18 protein-coding genes are annotated in these 15,283 nt (G+C 67.2%); 7 read left to right on the plus strand and 11 right to left on the minus strand.

Features of this window, described 5'->3' with window-relative positions:
- Positions 1 to 2 precede the first annotated feature (2 nt).
- The 4 genes from J7I84_RS02120 to J7I84_RS02135 are packed head-to-tail and all read right to left on the minus strand — an operon-like array spanning position 3 to position 2,861.
- Positions 3 to 1,370 (minus strand): FAD-dependent oxidoreductase, encoded by a 1,368-nt coding sequence (locus J7I84_RS02120; RefSeq protein WP_214940017.1) that lies wholly within the window; start codon positions 1,368 to 1,370, stop codon positions 3 to 5.
- Positions 1,371 to 1,384: 14 nt separating this feature from the next.
- Positions 1,385 to 1,795 carry an arsenate reductase ArsC gene (locus tag J7I84_RS02125; RefSeq protein WP_214940020.1) on the minus strand — a complete coding sequence of 137 codons (411 nt, stop codon included), beginning with the start codon at positions 1,793 to 1,795 and terminating at the stop codon, positions 1,385 to 1,387.
- Positions 1,792 to 2,493 (minus strand): aquaporin, encoded by a 702-nt coding sequence (locus J7I84_RS02130; protein WP_214940023.1) that lies wholly within the window; start codon positions 2,491 to 2,493, stop codon positions 1,792 to 1,794. Before J7I84_RS02130 ends, J7I84_RS02125 begins: the two co-directional genes overlap by 4 nt.
- On the minus strand, positions 2,490 to 2,861 hold the full coding sequence (locus tag J7I84_RS02135) for a metalloregulator ArsR/SmtB family transcription factor (RefSeq protein ID WP_311381045.1): 372 nt from the start codon (positions 2,859 to 2,861) through the stop codon (positions 2,490 to 2,492). Before J7I84_RS02135 ends, J7I84_RS02130 begins: the two co-directional genes overlap by 4 nt.
- A gap of 120 nt (positions 2,862 to 2,981) precedes the next feature.
- Here J7I84_RS02135 and map point away from each other — a divergent pair, with 120 nt between their 5' ends.
- The gene (map, locus tag J7I84_RS02140; protein ID WP_214940026.1) at positions 2,982 to 3,755 is read left to right on the plus strand and encodes a type I methionyl aminopeptidase; all 774 of its coding nucleotides are present in this window, start codon (positions 2,982 to 2,984) and stop codon (positions 3,753 to 3,755) included.
- A gap of 48 nt (positions 3,756 to 3,803) precedes the next feature.
- Here map and J7I84_RS02145 read toward each other — a convergent pair whose 3' ends face one another.
- On the minus strand, positions 3,804 to 4,172 hold the full coding sequence (locus J7I84_RS02145; RefSeq protein WP_214940029.1) for a hypothetical protein: 369 nt from the start codon (positions 4,170 to 4,172) through the stop codon (positions 3,804 to 3,806).
- An 81-nt stretch (positions 4,173 to 4,253) separates the two neighbouring features.
- Positions 4,254 to 4,772 (minus strand): GNAT family N-acetyltransferase, encoded by a 519-nt coding sequence (locus J7I84_RS02150; protein WP_214940032.1) that lies wholly within the window; start codon positions 4,770 to 4,772, stop codon positions 4,254 to 4,256.
- 71 nt (positions 4,773 to 4,843) lie between these two features.
- On the opposite strand from J7I84_RS02150, the gene J7I84_RS21720 reads away from it, so the two are divergent.
- From J7I84_RS21720 to J7I84_RS02160, 3 genes are all read left to right on the plus strand, one after another.
- Positions 4,844 to 4,978, plus strand: coding sequence for a hypothetical protein (locus tag J7I84_RS21720; RefSeq protein ID WP_285291167.1), 135 nt, complete (start codon positions 4,844 to 4,846; stop codon positions 4,976 to 4,978).
- 9 nt (positions 4,979 to 4,987) lie between these two features.
- Positions 4,988 to 5,851, plus strand: coding sequence for an alpha/beta fold hydrolase (locus J7I84_RS02155; protein ID WP_285291170.1), 864 nt, complete (start codon positions 4,988 to 4,990; stop codon positions 5,849 to 5,851).
- A 93-nt stretch (positions 5,852 to 5,944) separates the two neighbouring features.
- Positions 5,945 to 6,355: a hypothetical protein gene (locus J7I84_RS02160; protein ID WP_214940038.1), complete on the plus strand. Its 411-nt coding sequence runs from the start codon at positions 5,945 to 5,947 to the stop codon at positions 6,353 to 6,355.
- Here the strand turns inward: J7I84_RS02160 and J7I84_RS02165 are convergent.
- The 4 genes from J7I84_RS02165 to J7I84_RS02180 all read right to left on the minus strand — a co-directional run bounded on the left by J7I84_RS02165 (position 6,324) and on the right by J7I84_RS02180 (position 12,113).
- Positions 6,324 to 8,300: an amino acid transporter gene (locus J7I84_RS02165; RefSeq protein ID WP_214940041.1), complete on the minus strand. Its 1,977-nt coding sequence runs from the start codon at positions 8,298 to 8,300 to the stop codon at positions 6,324 to 6,326. The two genes, J7I84_RS02160 and J7I84_RS02165, sit on opposite strands and share 32 nt — an antisense overlap.
- Before the next feature lie 154 nt (positions 8,301 to 8,454).
- Complete coding sequence (locus J7I84_RS02170) at positions 8,455 to 9,138, minus strand: response regulator (RefSeq protein WP_214940043.1); 684 nt, start codon at positions 9,136 to 9,138, stop codon at positions 8,455 to 8,457.
- Positions 9,135 to 11,711, minus strand: coding sequence for a DUF4118 domain-containing protein (locus tag J7I84_RS02175; RefSeq protein ID WP_214940047.1), 2,577 nt, complete (start codon positions 11,709 to 11,711; stop codon positions 9,135 to 9,137). The genes J7I84_RS02170 and J7I84_RS02175 overlap by 4 nt, the downstream gene beginning before the upstream one ends.
- A 147-nt stretch (positions 11,712 to 11,858) precedes the next feature.
- Positions 11,859 to 12,113 (minus strand): hypothetical protein, encoded by a 255-nt coding sequence (locus J7I84_RS02180; protein WP_214940051.1) that lies wholly within the window; start codon positions 12,111 to 12,113, stop codon positions 11,859 to 11,861.
- Between the two features lie 537 nt (positions 12,114 to 12,650).
- On the opposite strand from J7I84_RS02180, the gene J7I84_RS02185 reads away from it, so the two are divergent.
- Positions 12,651 to 13,232 (plus strand): TetR/AcrR family transcriptional regulator C-terminal domain-containing protein, encoded by a 582-nt coding sequence (locus J7I84_RS02185; protein ID WP_251045942.1) that lies wholly within the window; start codon positions 12,651 to 12,653, stop codon positions 13,230 to 13,232.
- A 66-nt stretch (positions 13,233 to 13,298) separates the two neighbouring features.
- Entirely contained in the window at positions 13,299 to 14,045 is a 747-nt protein-coding gene (locus tag J7I84_RS02190; RefSeq protein ID WP_214940054.1) for an ABC transporter permease, read from the plus strand.
- Positions 14,046 to 14,163: 118 nt separating this feature from the next.
- Here J7I84_RS02190 and J7I84_RS02195 read toward each other — a convergent pair whose 3' ends face one another.
- Positions 14,164 to 14,709, minus strand: a complete 546-nt coding sequence (locus J7I84_RS02195) for a YceI family protein (protein WP_214940058.1) — start codon at positions 14,707 to 14,709, stop codon at positions 14,164 to 14,166.
- A 145-nt stretch (positions 14,710 to 14,854) separates the two neighbouring features.
- Here J7I84_RS02195 and J7I84_RS02200 point away from each other — a divergent pair, with 145 nt between their 5' ends.
- The gene (locus J7I84_RS02200; RefSeq protein WP_311381046.1) at positions 14,855 to 15,283 is read left to right on the plus strand and encodes a hypothetical protein; all 429 of its coding nucleotides are present in this window, start codon (positions 14,855 to 14,857) and stop codon (positions 15,281 to 15,283) included.

Genomic DNA, 15,283 nt, shown 5'->3' on the forward strand with positions numbered 1-15,283 from the left:
GCCTAAACGCCGGCTGACTCGTTGCTGCGGCCGTGCTGGAGGCCCGTGGCGAACCCAATCGTTACCGGCACCGGGGCGGGATTTCCGCAGCAGGAGTCCCCAGCAGCATCACCGGCATCCTCGGGGACGCTGGTAGAGCAGACGCCGGTTTCCGGGAGTTGAAGTTCGACGGCGTCCGCGGCTGCGGTGTCGCCGGCCAGAGCCGCGGCGATGGACCGGACCTGCTCGTAGCCGGTGGCCATGAGGAAGGTGGGCGCCCGGCCGTAGGACTTCATCCCGGCCAGGTAGAAGTCCTTCTCCGGCTGGGCCAGGATCGAGGCGCCGTGGGCCGGGACGGTACCGCAGCTGTGGAAGTCCGGGTCGATCAGCGGGCCCAATGCCTTCGGCGCCTCGACGGCCGGGTCGAGGTCCAGCCGCAGTTCGGAGAGCATGTCCAGGTCCGGGCGGAATCCTGTCGCGGGGATGACCCGGTCCACCGAAACGCTGCGCCCGTCCGCGGCGTGCACGGTCACGGTGCCGCCGCGGGTTTCAACGCGGGCAGTGTGGAAACCGGTCAGGAGCTGGACGGCACCGGTCTCGACGGCGGTGCGGAGCCTGGCCCCGAGCTGGCCGCGGGCGGGCAGTTGGTCGGCGTCCCCGCCGCCATAGGCCCGGGCGGGGGTTGCGGCGCGGATGGCCCAAACGACTTCGGTTCCGGGGTTGGCGCGGGCCACGCGGGCCAGGTCAAGGACCATGTTGGCAGCCGAGTGACCGGAGCCGATAACCAGGGTGCGGCGGCCGGCGAAACCCCCGCCGGCAACATCGGGCAGCGGGCCGGTGACCAGTCCGGCAGCGCGCGCCTCGACCTCACCAGGATCCGCCAGCCCGGAGGACCCCAGGGGCGCCGGGCTGCTCCACGTTCCCGAGGTGTCGATGACGGCGCGGGCAAGCACCTCGGTGACCTTGCCGCCGTCGTGCTCTATGCGCAGGAGGAACGGGGCACTGTCCCGGCCCTGGCTCCGCCCCTTGTCCATGCCCTGCCGGGTGACGGCCACAACCCGGGATCCCGTCCTGATCCGGTCCCTCAGTTCCGGCGTGGCGGCCAGGGGCTCCAGGTAGCCGGAGACGATCTGGGCGCCGTAGGGCAGGGCGGTGGGACGGGGCGCTTCCCAGCCGTTGCGTGCCAACAGCCGCACCGACGCGGCGTCCAGGTTGTACTTCCAGGTGGAGAACACGCGAACGTGCCCCCACTGCCGGACGGCGGCTCCGACGGTTGGCCCGGCTTCGAGGACGAGCGGTTCCAAACCGCGTTCGAGCAGGTGCGCGGCGGCAGCCAGGCCGACGGGCCCCGCGCCGATCACGGCAACCGGCAGGGACTCCCGGGACGTCATGATGTTCTCCGGATTCAGATCTGCGCAGGAATAAGGGAGGCGATCAGGGCTTCGACTCGGGTCCTGATCTCGTCGCGGATGGGCCGGACCGAGTCCACGCCTTTGCCTGCCGGATCCTCCAGGACCCAGTCCTCGTAGCGTTTTCCCGGGAAATAGGGGCATTCGTCGCCGCAGCCCATGGTGATCACCACGTCTGAATCCTGCACGGCCTCGGTGGTGAGGACCTTGGGGATCTCCGCGGACATGTCGATACCAACCTCGGCCATGGCCTGGACGGCGGACGGGTTGACCTTCTCCGCCGGCTGCGATCCCGCCGAGCGGACCTCGATGGCGCCCTGCGACAGCGAGGTGAGGAACGCGGCGGCCATCTGGGAGCGGCCGGCGTTGTGGACGCAAACGAACAGGACGGAGGGCTTGTGGCTCATGAGAGCACCTTTCGGTCAGCCGTGACGACGGCGGGAGTTGCGAGGGGTGGGTAAAGGAACCGGACCAGGACGTACCCGGCGGCGCCGCCCAGCAGTTGGGCGAGGATGAAGGCAGGGGCCGACGCCGGTGCGATGCCGGCGAAGGTGTCCGTGACAGTCCGGGCGATGGTCACCGCCGGGTTGGCGAAGCTCGTGGAACTGGTGAACCAGTACGCGGCCGTGATGTACCCACCCACGGCGAACGCCACCCTGTCCGCCCGGCCGGACCGGACCGTGCCGAAGATGACAACCAGCAGCCCAATGGTGGCGATGACTTCGCCCAGCCAGAGCGCAGGGCCGGTGCGGACGTGAGTGGAAAAAGCAACCGCATCCAGCCCGAACATCAGGTTCGCCGCCACGGCGCCGGCCAGGCCGCCCAGGACCTGCCCGCCGATCAGGGCAGCCGCTGCCCTGTTGTCGATCATCCCCAGCGCACGCTCCACGAGGGTCACCACGGGATTGAACGACGCCGACACGGGCTGCAGTGCCACAATCAGCGCCACAAGCGCGGCGCCGGTGGCGAGGCTGTTCTGTAAAAGCTGCAGCCCGGCGTCGTCCGGTGACAGCCTGGACGCCATCACGCCGGAGCCCACGACGGCCATGACAAGGAACGCGGTGCCGATGAATTCTGCGGCGGCACGGCGGGCCAGGACGGTCACGCGGCCTGCCCGCCGATCAGGGCCGCCAGGTTCTGCAGCGCCTCGGCGCGGGCGCGGTAGTAGACCCAAACCCCCCGCTTCTCCCGGTCCAGCAAACCCGCCTCATGCAGGATCTTCAAGTGGTGGCTGATGGTGGGCTGGGACAACTCAAAGGCATCGTTAAGGTCGCAGACGCAGGCTTCACCGCCCTCATGCGAGGCGACCAGGGACATCAGCCGCAGCCGGACCGGATCGGCCAGCGCCTTCAACAGCGGGACGATCCCCTCGGCTTCCTGTTCAGACAACGGCTCACGGGCCAGGGGTGCGCAGCAGGCGGCGGCCTGGACCGGGGTCAGCTCAAAGACATAGACACATATGAATATTGACACTCATCTATGTCGTTGGCAACCCACACAAATCCCGCCGCCTTCAGCGGTCTCTTGCAATCGCCCATCTACGGACAAATAGGATGGCCACTACAGGTACTGGCCGCAGATGAAGGGCGCCCCATGATCGAGATCCTGAACCCAGCTGAAGTGGCGCGCGCCCGGGAGACAGGCGCCCTGGTGGCGGACATCCTGCAGGCCATGAAGAGCCGGGCCACCGTGGGCACCAATCTCCTGGACATCGACCAGTGGACCAAGGAGATGATCACCGCGGCCGGGGCCGAGTCCTGCTATGTGGACTACGCGCCGTCGTTCGGCCGCGGCCCCTTTGGCCACTACATCTGCACGGGCGTCAATGATGCCGTGCTGCACGGGCTGCCCCACAACTACGAACTGGCCGACGGCGACCTGCTGACCCTGGACCTCGCCGTCGTCAAGAACGGGGTGGCCGGGGACGCCGCCATCAGCTTCGTCGTGGGCGAATCACAGCCGCCGGAGAGCGTGGCCATGATCGAAACCACCGAGCGGGCACTGGCTGCCGGGATCGCCGCGGCCGGGCCGGCTGCCAAGATCGGCGACATCTCCTATGCCATCGGCCGCGTCCTCACCGACGCCGGCTACCCCATCAACACCCAGTTCGGCGGCCACGGCATCGGCTCCACGATGCACCAGGACCCGCACGTGCCCAACATGGGCCGGCCCGGTCGCGGCTACAAGCTGCGGCCGGGGCTGCTGCTGGCGCTGGAGCCATGGATCATGGCGGACACAGCCGAGTTGGTGACGGACGACGACGGGTGGACCCTAAGGAGCGCCACCGGCTGCCGGACGGCGCACACGGAGCACACCATCGCAATAACCGACGACGGCGCCGAGATCCTGACGCTGCCCTCACGGTAGGTGCGGGGCGGCGAAGCCCGGTGTGCTGCGGCTCCGTAGGTGCGCCCGTCAGTACAGGTAGACGTCCACAAGCAGGGCAACGAGCGCAGTGAGGGCCGCCGTGCCTGCAACGCTGCCGGCTGCGTCCCGCCTGCAGGGACCGGCCATCAGGGCGACGGCAGCTCCGGCGAGGGTAAAAACGCCGGTTCCCGCGTCCTGCCAGCTGACCGGGAACGGCGGGAACGGGAGGTCGTGGGAGAACAGTCCGATAGCTCCGGTCAGGTTGAGGACCGAATTCCAGGCCATCGGCATCAGGAGCGCTGCGCCTGCTGCGGTGGCCACAACTCCGGCGCGCCGTTCCCTCCGCACCAGCAGGAGCAGGAGCAGCGCAACGACGGCGGACAACAGGGCGCCCACGAACAAGGCTTGAAGGCTCACCCGGAGCTCCAGGGGTTCAATACCCGCATATGTCCAGTCTAGGCACCGGATGCGTGCCCCGGCCGGCGCCGGGAGGTTCTTCTACTCGCTCCCCGCCGTGTGGCTGCGGCGTTCCAGGAGCAGCGTGTCCTGCCAGTGCCCGGCCTTGGGCCCGTGGCTGATCCGGGCAATCCGCTCCCGGGTTCCCACCACCCGGAAGCCAAGCTTCCGGTGCAGCGCCAGGCTGGCGGTGTTCTCCGGAAAAATGCTGGACTGGATGGTCCAGATGCCCGCCGCCTCCGTGGACCCGATCAGGGCGTCCAGGAGCAGCCGGCCCACCCCGCGGCCGTGCGTTTCCGGGGCGACATAGATGGAGTGTTCCACGACGCCCCGGTACACCTCCCGGGAGGAAACCCGGGAAACCGCGGCCCATCCCAAAACCCGTCCCGCATCCTCGGCGATGAGCCGGTGCTCCGCCAACCTGCCGCCGTCGAACGCTTCCCAGGTGGGCGGCTCGCTCTCAAAGGTCGCCTCACCCGTGGCGATGCCGGCCGCGTAAATTGCGTGGACGGCGTCCCAGTCGTCGGGGCACATCGGGCGGATGGTTATGGAGCCACTCATGCACCTCATTATGGTTGCCGCGTGCCGGCCGGGGCATTGTCCGCGCCTGTGCCTGCTGTGACACTTGCCATATGGCTACTTCTTTCGACGTTTCCTGGGAGTTGGACGGCATCCGCATGGAAGGAACGGTCGTCCGGCCCGACGGCCCCGGGCCGTTTCCGGCAGTGGCCATCGTGGCAGGAAGCGGACCTACGGACCGTAACTGATGCTCGCCCCTGTTACCGGGCACCAACGGCAGCGGAGGTTTGTTTGCCGAAGCCTTTGCCAGTGCCGGCATCGCGTCCATCCGCTACGACAAGCGGGCATCGGGACCCCATGCGATGGACAATGTCGGAAAGCTCATCGGGAAAATGAGCATGCAGTCCCATCTGGACGAACTAGTGGCAGCTGTTCACGCGCTTGCCGCACTGGATTTCGTGGACCCACGGCACATTTTCGGGGTTGGCAACAGTGAGGGTGCCATCCATGTGCTCCACTACGCCACCACCAGCCAGGACGTCCCGTTCGCGGGCCTCGTGCTGGCCGCACCTCCCGGGCGGCCTATACAGACGGTGCTGCTGTCCCAGCTGACCCTGCAGGCGGCCCAGATCGCGGGCGGCGCCGAGCTCATGCCGAAGGTCGAGGAAGCCGCCGCCCGTTATGCGGCCGGACAGCCAATGGACCCGGATCCCGCCCTGCCAGAGAGTGTCAGAATGGTGCTGGGCAGTTTTGAGGCCCCGGCAAATCTCCCCTTTGCCCGCGAATTGTGGGTCGAGTCATCGTGCGACTCCCTGCGGCAGGTGCGCATCCCCACGCTGGTGCTGATAGGCGGAAAGGACATCCAGATCGATGCACACGCTGACGGCGGTCCCCTCCAAGAGGCCGCCGCCGGAATGGAAAACGTGGCTTTCGCCTTCCCGCCAAACGCAAACCACGTCTTCAAGGAGGACTTCCGGGATGCAGCCCAGGTCGCAGCATCTCCGGGAAACGGATACAACGCGCCGGGGACCCGCCTTGACCCGGAAAGCCTTGACATCATCCTCACCTGGCTGAAGGCCCGGATTCCGGTTGCACAGGCACCGAAACAGGACCGCGTGTAAAAAATCCGTCAATAAAACACCCCGGCCGCCCCGCGTGTGGCCGGGCGGCCGTTTGATGGAGACATAGGCAGCGTGTGAAGGCAGGGAACGCAGATGCGCTGGGACGAGAACCCCGAGGACCGCGGAAGGGTCAAATTCGCCGCGGCAGCCGGGGCCGTGGAAGGCTACGGCGGCCGTGGATTGAACGGCCACGCCCTCCAGCACGCCACGGGCTATCTCTTCCCCGACCAGGATGGCGAGGAGTGGTGGGTCATCTTCCAGCCCTGGCCGTCAACGGGACCGCAGGGGCATAAAGTTCCCGGCGACATCCTGGCTTGCAACGAATCCCGGGGCGATATGGTGCACGTTGTGGTGCTGGCCGTGGGCGTCTGGGAGGACGACGCCGAGGCCGCCTTCCGCGCAAATGTCCCGTCACGCCTCGAAGACGCCGCCCGGGTTGCGGCCACCATGGCGCACGTCGCCGCAACGGCGCTCAGCCGACGTGGACCCAAGGCCGCTGGGTAACATCCGGGACGGCCTCGCGCAGCACCTCCCTGGTCACGGGGGCGATTTCGCCCTCGCCGAGGAACAGGAACCGCAGGAGGTTGGTGATGGGGTTGCCCTCCGTCCAGCGGAAGTAGATGTGCGGCATGAGCCCGGTGACGTCGCGGATGTGCAGCAGCACCGACGCGATGGTGTTGGGAATCACCGGCCCGTGGACTTCCAGGATGCGGTAGCCGTGGCGGTTCACGCCGCGGACGAACAGTTCGGTTTCGAAGTCCGACGAGTCGTCCACCACCACTTCCAGGAACAGGGCATCCTCCTCCAGGGGCAGGTGGCTTACCTCCATGGCGGAGTCGAGTTTGTCCCGGTAGGCCTCCGCCGTCATCCGCAGCGGCTCGTGCGCGATGATGCTGATGGGCCCGTCCAGGGTGTTGGACATGAACTCCAGGGCCTGCACGTCCAGGTGCACCCGGGTGGCATGCAGTTCGAAGGAACGCCGGACCCGGGACAGCAGTGAGATGACGATGATGCCGAGGATGAAGATGGCTGCGATCCGGATGCCTTCCGGCCGTTCGAAGATGTTGGCCACCGTGGTGTACGCGAACACCACGGAAATGGCGCCGAAACCCACGGTGAGGTTCCGCTGGTTGCGCCGCCGGGCGGACAGCGTGACGGCCACCGCCGCGGAGGTCATCAGCACCAGCACGCCGGTGGCGTAGGCACCGCCCTGCGCATCGACGTCGGCATCAAAAATGAAGGTGATCAGGAACCCGATCAGCGTGAAGACGAGCACCAGGGGACGCACGGCCCGGGCCCAGGCCGGGGCCATCCCGTAGCGCGGCAGGTACCGGGGAACCAGGTTCAGCAGTCCGGCCATCGCCGACGCACCGGCGAACCAGAGGATGCCGATGGTGCTGATGTCATAGACGGTGCCGAAGCCCACGCCGAGGTATTCGTGTGCCAGGTAGGCCAGGGCGCGGCCGTTCGCCTGGCCGTCCGGCTGGAACTCCTGCTCCGGGATGAGCACCACGGTGATGAAGCTCGAGGTCAGCAGGAAGACGCTCATGATCACCGCTGCGGTGGTGAGCATGCGCCGGGCGCCGCGGATGCGGCCGGCAGGGTTCTCTTCCGTATCGCTGTCCGCCCCGCGCACCTGCGGCATGACGGCGACGCCTGTTTCGAAGCCGGACAGGCCCAGGGCCAGCTTGGGGAACACCAGCAGCGCGATGGCCACCGCCATCAGCGGGTTGCCGTGCGAGACCCACAGGTTGGTCCACCAGTCCCCCATGGCCACGGGATGGGCCAGTACCTGCATCAGGGTGGCACCCACCACTACGGCGTTAAGTCCCAGATACAGGACCACCAGGACGACGGCGACGCCGATGGCTTCCTTGAAGCCGCGCAGGAACACTGCCGCCAGCAATGCCAGCAGGATCAGGGTGACCGGGACATTCTGGCCCTGCAGCCACCCTGGGGCAACGGGATTGTGAATCAGGTGTGCGGTGGCGTCCGCGGCCGAGAGGGTCATGGTGATCATGAAGTCGGTGGCAGCGAATCCCAGGAGGACCAGCACCAGGAGTTTGCCGCCCCAGCGGGGCAGCAGCCGTTCCAGCATGGCGATGGAGCCTTCGCCCCGGGGGCTTTCGCCCGCCACGTGGCGGTACACGGGCAGGGCGCCCAGCAGGGTCACTGCCACCAGCACCAGGGTGGCAAGCGGGGAGATGACGCCGGCGGCCAGCGCCGCAATGGCGGGTTGGTAGCCCAGGGTGGAGAAGTAGTCCACGCCGGTAAGGCACATGACCTGCCACCACGCATGCTTCTTTTCATGGCTGGTGGGCACGCCGCCGGGGCCCTGATGGGTACCCTTGCTGTCCTGCAGCCCGAACAACAGCCAGTCCCTCAGCGCTTTCCGGCTGCGCGGGTGCAGCGCGGAGGGGTCGGCCGGGGGCCTGCTCAACGTAGTCATGTCTGCCTTTCCGCGCTGCCCTCTGCAGCGCGACCACTGCGAAGCTAGCACCGGCCAAAACAGCCCACCCGCGAAAACGCCCTTTCTTGACGAATCCTTTACGCGCAGGATTTACGACGGCGGCCCGCGTTTCAGGTGCCCCCCGGTGGACCCGTCACGGCTCGAAGCGGTAGCCCATCCCGGCTTCCGTGAGCAGGTGGCGGGGCCGGGCCGGGTCTGCCTCGAGCTTGCGGCGCAGCTGGCCCATGTAGACGCGCAGGTAGTGGGTCTCATTGTCGTAGCCGGGGCCCCAGATCTTCGCAAGCATCTGCTGCTGGGTGATCAGCCGTCCCGGGTTCCGGACCAGCAACTGGAGGATGGCCCATTCGCGCGGGGTAAGTCGGACCGGGGCGCCGTCGCGCATTACCTTCCGGTTGGCCAGGTCCACCTCGAAATCCCCGGCATCGATGGCGGGGCCGCTGTCCGCTGCCTCCGGCGTCACACTTCGCCGCCCCGCCACGCGCAGCCTGGCCAGCAATTCATCCAGGCCAAACGGCTTGGTCACGTAATCGTCCGCGCCGGCGTCCAGTGCCCGGACCTTGTCCACGGATCCGTGCCGGGCTGAGAGCACGATGATCGGCGTGCTGCTGGTGCGGCGGATCCTGGTGATCACGTCCACGCCATTGATGTCCGGCAGGCCAAGGTCCAGGACGATCACATCGGGATGGCCGCCCTCCGCGTGCTTGAGAGCCGACGTACCGTCCAGGGCCGTGAGCACCTGGTACCCCTCCGCCTGCAGGTTGACCTGGAGGGCGCGCAGGAGCTGCGGCTCGTCATCGACGATCAGTACGGTCCTCATGGGGCGCTGGTCCCTGCTTCCCTTCGAAGGTTTGGAACGGAGTGCCCGGTGGACAGGGGCAGGCGGATCACCATGGTCAATCCTCCGCCGGGAGTTGGTTCGGGCGCGAGCTGGCCGCCCATCGCCTCGGTGAAACCCTTTGCGACGGCGAGGCCGAGCCCGATGCCGAGCCCCTCCGGCGCGTCATCGAGCCGCTGGAACGGCTGGAACATTTCCACGACGGCGGCAGCGGGCACACCCCGCCCGTGATCGACGATGCGCAACTCACCAAAGGGCGTGCCGCCGTCGTCCGCTGCGTTCGCAACCCCCGAAACGCCCACAATGGCGATGTCGGATCCGGGCGCGTATTTCAGCGCGTTTTCCACGATGTTGGCGATGACCCGCTCCAGCATCCCCAGGTCCGCGTCGACGGCGGGCATATTGGCGGCAAGCTCGATCCGGATGTGCTCGGTCGGGATGCCGCGCAGCGCATCCTCGATGGCGTCACGCCACGTGACCGGCGCCGCATGCGGTGCAGCCGACCCGCTGGAGATGCGAGACATGTCCAGGAGATTGGAGATGAGGGCGTCCAGGCGCTCAGTGTAGGACTCGATGGTGGCCAGCATCTCGGCCTGCACCTCCTCCGGCAACCTGCGGCCTTGCCGGAGGAGGGCAGTGACAGCCAGCTTGATTCCGGCCAGCGGGGTCCGCAGGTCGTGGCTGACGGCGCGCAGGATGGCGGTGCGCACGCTGTTGCCTTCGGCCAGCTTCGTGGTGCTTCGCAGGGTCCGCTGCAGGGCATGGTGCTGCCGCAGCAGGAGGAGGTGGGCTCCGTGTGCCGTCAGCAGGAGCCGGTCACCCGCTGTCAGGGTCCGGCCGGAAAGGACCAGGGCGCTCCGCGGGTCTGCCAGTTCCACGCTGTCCGTCATTGCGGTGGCCGCATCCGGGGACGGCGGCGCCGCGTTCCCGGAAAAAGCCTGGAGTTCCCATGCCGCCTGCCTGTCCCCGGAACGGGTGTAGAGGCCCGCGGCCTGGACCTGGAAGGTTTCGCGGACCTTGTCCAGGAACCCGGCAACGGTATCGTCCGCAAGGAGGGCGTCCCTCGCGAGGTCCGCGAGGGTGGCCGCTTCCGCGCGTGCCCGGACGGCTTCCCGTGCCCGCCGTTCCGAAAGGCCCACCACCAATGACACGGCCACCGCCGCGCCGAGGAAGACCAGCAGCGCGAACACGTTCTGCGGATCGCTAATACTGAAAGTGCCGACGGGGTCCGTTTCAAAGTAGTTGAGCAGCAGTGAACCCAGGACTGCCGCGAGCACGGCCGGCCACAGCCCCCCGATGAACGCCACCGCCAGCACCCCTGTCAGGTGGACCAGGGCCTGGGTGGCGAGGTTCAGGTCCGGACTGAGCGACAGCACCGCGGTTGCCAGGACGGGCAAGACCACGGCCAGCAGGTAACCGGCCGTGGTCCGCGCACGGCTGAGGGGGGCGGGCGCAGTCCGGGGCAGTCCACGGCGGGCCGGCGGGTGGGAAACAAGGTGCACATCGATGTCACCCGACTCCCGGACAATCCTGGACGCCGCGCCCATTCCCAGGACGCGGCTCCAGAAGCGCCCCGGTGACGCGCCGATGACGATTTGCGTGGCGTTGACGCTCCGGGCAAACTCCAGGAGGGACTGGGCCGGGTCATCCCCGGAGACCGTATGGCAGGTGCCGCCGAGGTCCAGGACAAGCCGCCGCTGCACGTCCAGTGCCTGCCCGGAAGCCTCCGTCCGTGAACCGGTCCCGCGCACATGGACCGCCAGCAGCTCACCGCCGTTGACCCTGGACAGGATCCGGGCCGCCCTCCTGACCAGCACTTCGTCCCCGGGCCCGCCCGTAAGCCCCACCACCACCCGTTCCCGCGCCGGCCACGTGGCGGTGATCCCCTGGCTTTCCCGGTACTCTGCCAGGCCTTCATCCACTCTGTCTGCGAGCCAGATCAGGGCGATCTCCCGCAGGGCGAAGAGGTTGCCCAGCCGGTATTCGTTGGCCAGGGCGGCATCCACCCTGGCGTCGGGGACGATCCTGCCGTCCGCGACCCGTTGACGCAGGAGCACCGGGGAGATGTCCACCAACTCAATGTGGTCCGCCTTCCGCACGACCTCATCCGGGATCTTTGCCTGCCTGGGTCCATCGGTGATCGCCGCCACCGCGTCCGTGAGGGAAGCCAACTGTTGGACGTTCAGCGTCGAAAGCACGTCAATCCCTGCCGCGAGCAGCTCCTCGATGTCCTGCCAGCGCCGTTCATTCCTGCTTCCCGGGGCGTTGAGGTGCGCATAGTCGTCGACGACGGCCATATCCGGCTGCCGGTCCAGCAGCGCCTCGACGTCGAGCTCGGGTACCTGCACACCCCCGGGGTCCTTGACGAGGCGCGGCGGGACGGCATCGAGCCCATCAAGCAACTGCTGCGTTTCCTGCCTGCCATGCGTGGCGGCGATGCCGATGGCAACGTCCCCGCCCTCACCCAGGAGACGGCGGGCTTCCCGCAGCGCGGAGTACGTGGTGCCCGCCCCGGGCGCCGCACCCAGAAAGATCCGAAGGGTTCCCCGTGCCATATGCACAGTCTTATCTTCTCCGGCCACGGCGACAAACCGGGGGCCACCACTGACCCAGCAGAGCGGGCGGCGACGGCATTACGCAACTCCTAGTCCGGCTCCCGAGCAGCCGTTTCCGCCCCGGGGGAAACTCCGGGCCGCGGCCTCTCAGACCATCGCGGGGTAGCTGGCGAGGATGTAATCGACGGCTGCGGGGCACCTCTTCATGTGGAGGCATTCCCCTGGGCTGAGCCGCTCACGCATTGCGGTCCAGAAGACGTGCTCTGCCTGCGGCTTCTGCCCGGTCACACAGCACCAGCTGGTGTACAGGCCATAGAGGGAGTCCCGGTCCAGGTGCTTTCCCGGCTCGCGGTCGCGGTAGGTGGCTTCATCAAGGAACTGGTCGAACTGTGTCTGTGCCATCGTGGCTCTTTTCAACAGGTGCAGTTGTCCACCATCAGGCTCGGGGCCTCAGATCCAGTTCCCTGCACGGGAACATGGTCAGGCTGACTAACGTATGAGGGGAGAATTCAGGGCGGCATCCTTGCTGGGAATCCTGCACCTGAAGTGTTCCATTCCTGGCCTGGGAGCCAGGAGAGCGGCTAGGGGTGGCTGGTGAGGACGCGGCGGCCGGGTTGTTGAATCAGGTTTCGAGTAGTCATGGGTTTCTCCTAAAGGTGAGTGGGCAGCCGGACGACTACGCAACTTTGATCCCTTGGCTCGAAACCATGTTGGCAACTTCTCTACAATGTAGACTTTACGCGTAGACTAGACCGTAAGCAAGCTTACGTAGACGCGCCGCCTCCCAAGCCCGGCGCAACGAACAGGACGATTTAGCCATGGCCACCCCCCAAAAGCACCCCCCGCAGCGAAGGCTCCCGGAAAGTTCCCCTGAGCAGGGACGTTGTACTTTCCACCGCGCTGGAACTCATCGATGCCGAAGGCCTGGACGCCCTGACCATGCGCCGGCTCGGCCAGGAACTGGGGCGGGACCCCATGAGTCTCTACCGCTACGCAGCGAACCGGGCGGATGTGCTGGACGGGGTGACCGAAATCGTCCTGGATGAACTCGCGATCTTCGCCGATGAGCCGGACTGGCAGGCACAGCTGCGACGGATCGCGCACGACCTACGGCTCCTGGCCCTCCGGCACCCCAACGTCGTACCCCTGCTGGTCACCAGGCCCCTGTCCACCCCCTTAGGCCTACGCCCCCTTGGCACCCTGCGCCCCCTCGAACAAATCCTGGGACTGTTTATACGTGCCGGCTTCTCCCCCACCGACGCCCTTCACGTCTACCGGGCCTATTACGGCTTCCTCTACGGCCACATCCTCAACGAACTCCAGGAATACATCGTGGACCCGGAAGAAAACGAAGCACTCCTCCGCCTCGGATTGCACCGGCTACCCGCGAAGGCATTCCCCCACCTCCGGGCGCTGGGTCCAGTCCTGGCAGACTACGACGGCGACGCCGAGCTTGACCAAGGACTCACCATCCTGTTGTCTGGCCTCGCTGGCCAGCTCTCGGGACCACCACAGCCCTAAGAAGACCAGCGGCCCCTCCGGCTGCGGAGGAACAGATTGGACCTGGCTCCTCAGTAAGCTGGCGGCATGCCCGAACTTGCCGCCCTGCTGCCCACCCTCGTGGCCGTTGCCATCCTTGCGGCACTCACCGTGGGCATCCTGTGGGGCTCGCGGACGCCGTCGTACCTCTCCCCCGCCCTGGCTATCCTCCGCGGTGCAGCCCAGCTTGCCGCCATCAGCCTGATCCTGGGCGGCGTCATCAGCAGCCCGATCTGGGTGGGAGCCGCTCTACTGGTCATGTTCACGGTGGCGTCCATCACCGCAACGCGGCGGCTCACCTGGTCCTGGCCGCGCTTCGCCCTGGTGGCCGCCACAATGGCCGCCGGCATCCTGGTGACGCTCAGCATCGTGTTCGGGACAGGGGCCATTGAGTTCTCGCCGCGGTATGTGCTGGCGGTGGGCGGGATCGTGGTGGGCAACTCCATGACCATCGCCACCCTGGCCGGACGCCGTTTCTTTGAGGCGGTCCTCGAACAGTGGGACCAGGTGGAGGGGTGGCTGGCGCTGGGCGCGGCCTCCCGCCAGGCAACCCTTGTCCAGGCCCGGCGTGCAGTGCACTCGGCCCTGATCCCGTCCACCGACCAGACCAAAACCACTGGCCTGGTCACCCTGCCGGGCGCGTTCGTTGGCGCTATTTTCGGTGGTGCGTCGCCCCTGGAAGCGGGCCGTTTCCAGGTGGTGGTGCTGGCATCGATCATGGCGGCCGGGTCCATCACTGCCGTAGCGCTGATCCGCTCGCTGGGCAACGTGAAGCTGCGGCCGGAACCGCTGTAGCGAGATCCCGCTGCACCAAACCATCCCCGCGGCGCAAAAACGCCGGCGCTACGCATATTCCGGTAGCGCCGGCGTTTTTCCGCCGCGAAAAGTAACGCCAGCCGCGGGAACCCGCAGGTCAGCCCTGCTTGACGAGCGCTGCCTCGAGGTTGATCTTCACCTTGTCGCTGACCAGGAGGCCGCCGGCTTCCAGCGCCGCGTTCCAGGTGAGGCCGAATTCCTTGCGGCTGATCTCGGTCTCGGCTGAGAAACCGGCCCGCGTGGCGCCGAACGGGTCCACGGCAACGCCGGTGAACTCAACCTCAAGCTCGATGGGCCTGGTGACGCCCTTGATGGTGAGGTCCCCGGTCAAGGTGTAATCCTCACCGTCCCCTTCAATGGAGGTGCCGCGGAAGGTCATCTCGGGGAACTTCTCGACGTCGAAGAAGTCTGCACCGCGTACGTGCGCGTCCCGGTTGGCGTCGCCGGAATTGAAGCTGGCAGTGGATACCGTGGCGTGCACCGATGAGTCCGCCAGGGACTGGCCCACCCTGGCCTCGGCCTGGGCCTCGGTGAAGCGGCCGCGGACCTTGCTGATCCCGGCATGGCGGACGCTGAAGCCGATCTCGCTGTGGGCCATGTCCAGGGTCCATGTTCCCGGCGTGATTTCCTTGGGAAGGGTCATGGTCGTTCTCCTTACTCGTAGGGCCGCAGGCTCAGCCGCCCGCTACAGGCGCAAGACTGCGGATGCCCCTAAATATTCCCCAAGAAACCCACATAAAGAACAGGGCCATATGAACCGGGAAGGAACTTCCGGCGTATACATAAGCGTGGCTCTACGATTATTGACCGCCCTGGCGCTGTTCATCGATGCCGGCGTCCACCTTTTCCTGGCCCCGGGGTACCAGAACGCGCAGCCCGGCACTGTCAGCCAGGGCACCCTGTTCCTGCTCGAAGCCGCCGCGGCGCTGGTGGCCGGCATTTACGTCCTGGTCCGCGGCAGCAGGGCCGCCTATGCCGTGGCCCTGGTGGTGGCCCTCAGCGCGTTCGCCGCCGTCGTGCTGTACAGGTACGTGGACATCCCGGCCATCGGACCGATCCCGGCGATGTACGACCCCGTATGGTTCTTCTCGAAGTCCCTCAGCGCCGTTGCCGAGGGAACCGGGGCCCTGCTGGCACTGGCCGGCCTGGTCCGGGCTCGCCGCAGGGGAAAGTCCGACGACGGCGCCAGGCTCCCGGCCCGGCGCCGCCGGCCGTGA

Source organism: Arthrobacter sp. ISL-85 (assembly GCF_018613675.1).
Classification (GTDB): Bacteria; Actinomycetota; Actinomycetes; order Actinomycetales; family Micrococcaceae; genus Arthrobacter.

Coding starts and splice junctions, on each gene's coding strand:
- J7I84_RS02120 (WP_214940017.1), bottom strand. CDS start 1,370: ATGACGTCCCGGGAGTCCCTGCCGGTTGCCGTGATCGGCGCGGGGCCC.
- J7I84_RS02125 (WP_214940020.1), bottom strand. CDS start 1,795: ATGAGCCACAAGCCCTCCGTCCTGTTCGTTTGCGTCCACAACGCCGGC.
- map (WP_214940026.1), top strand. CDS start 2,982: ATGATCGAGATCCTGAACCCAGCTGAAGTGGCGCGCGCCCGGGAGACA.
- J7I84_RS02150 (WP_214940032.1), bottom strand. CDS start 4,772: ATGAGTGGCTCCATAACCATCCGCCCGATGTGCCCCGACGACTGGGAC.
- J7I84_RS21720 (WP_285291167.1), top strand. CDS start 4,844: ATGGCTACTTCTTTCGACGTTTCCTGGGAGTTGGACGGCATCCGCATG.
- J7I84_RS02160 (WP_214940038.1), top strand. CDS start 5,945: ATGCGCTGGGACGAGAACCCCGAGGACCGCGGAAGGGTCAAATTCGCC.
- J7I84_RS02165 (WP_214940041.1), bottom strand. CDS start 8,300: ATGACTACGTTGAGCAGGCCCCCGGCCGACCCCTCCGCGCTGCACCCG.
- J7I84_RS02170 (WP_214940043.1), bottom strand. CDS start 9,138: ATGAGGACCGTACTGATCGTCGATGACGAGCCGCAGCTCCTGCGCGCC.
- J7I84_RS02175 (WP_214940047.1), bottom strand. CDS start 11,711: ATGGCACGGGGAACCCTTCGGATCTTTCTGGGTGCGGCGCCCGGGGCG.
- J7I84_RS02180 (WP_214940051.1), bottom strand. CDS start 12,113: ATGGCACAGACACAGTTCGACCAGTTCCTTGATGAAGCCACCTACCGC.
- J7I84_RS02185 (WP_251045942.1), top strand. CDS start 12,651: ATGCGCCGGCTCGGCCAGGAACTGGGGCGGGACCCCATGAGTCTCTAC.
- J7I84_RS02190 (WP_214940054.1), top strand. CDS start 13,299: ATGCCCGAACTTGCCGCCCTGCTGCCCACCCTCGTGGCCGTTGCCATC.
- J7I84_RS02195 (WP_214940058.1), bottom strand. CDS start 14,709: ATGACCCTTCCCAAGGAAATCACGCCGGGAACATGGACCCTGGACATG.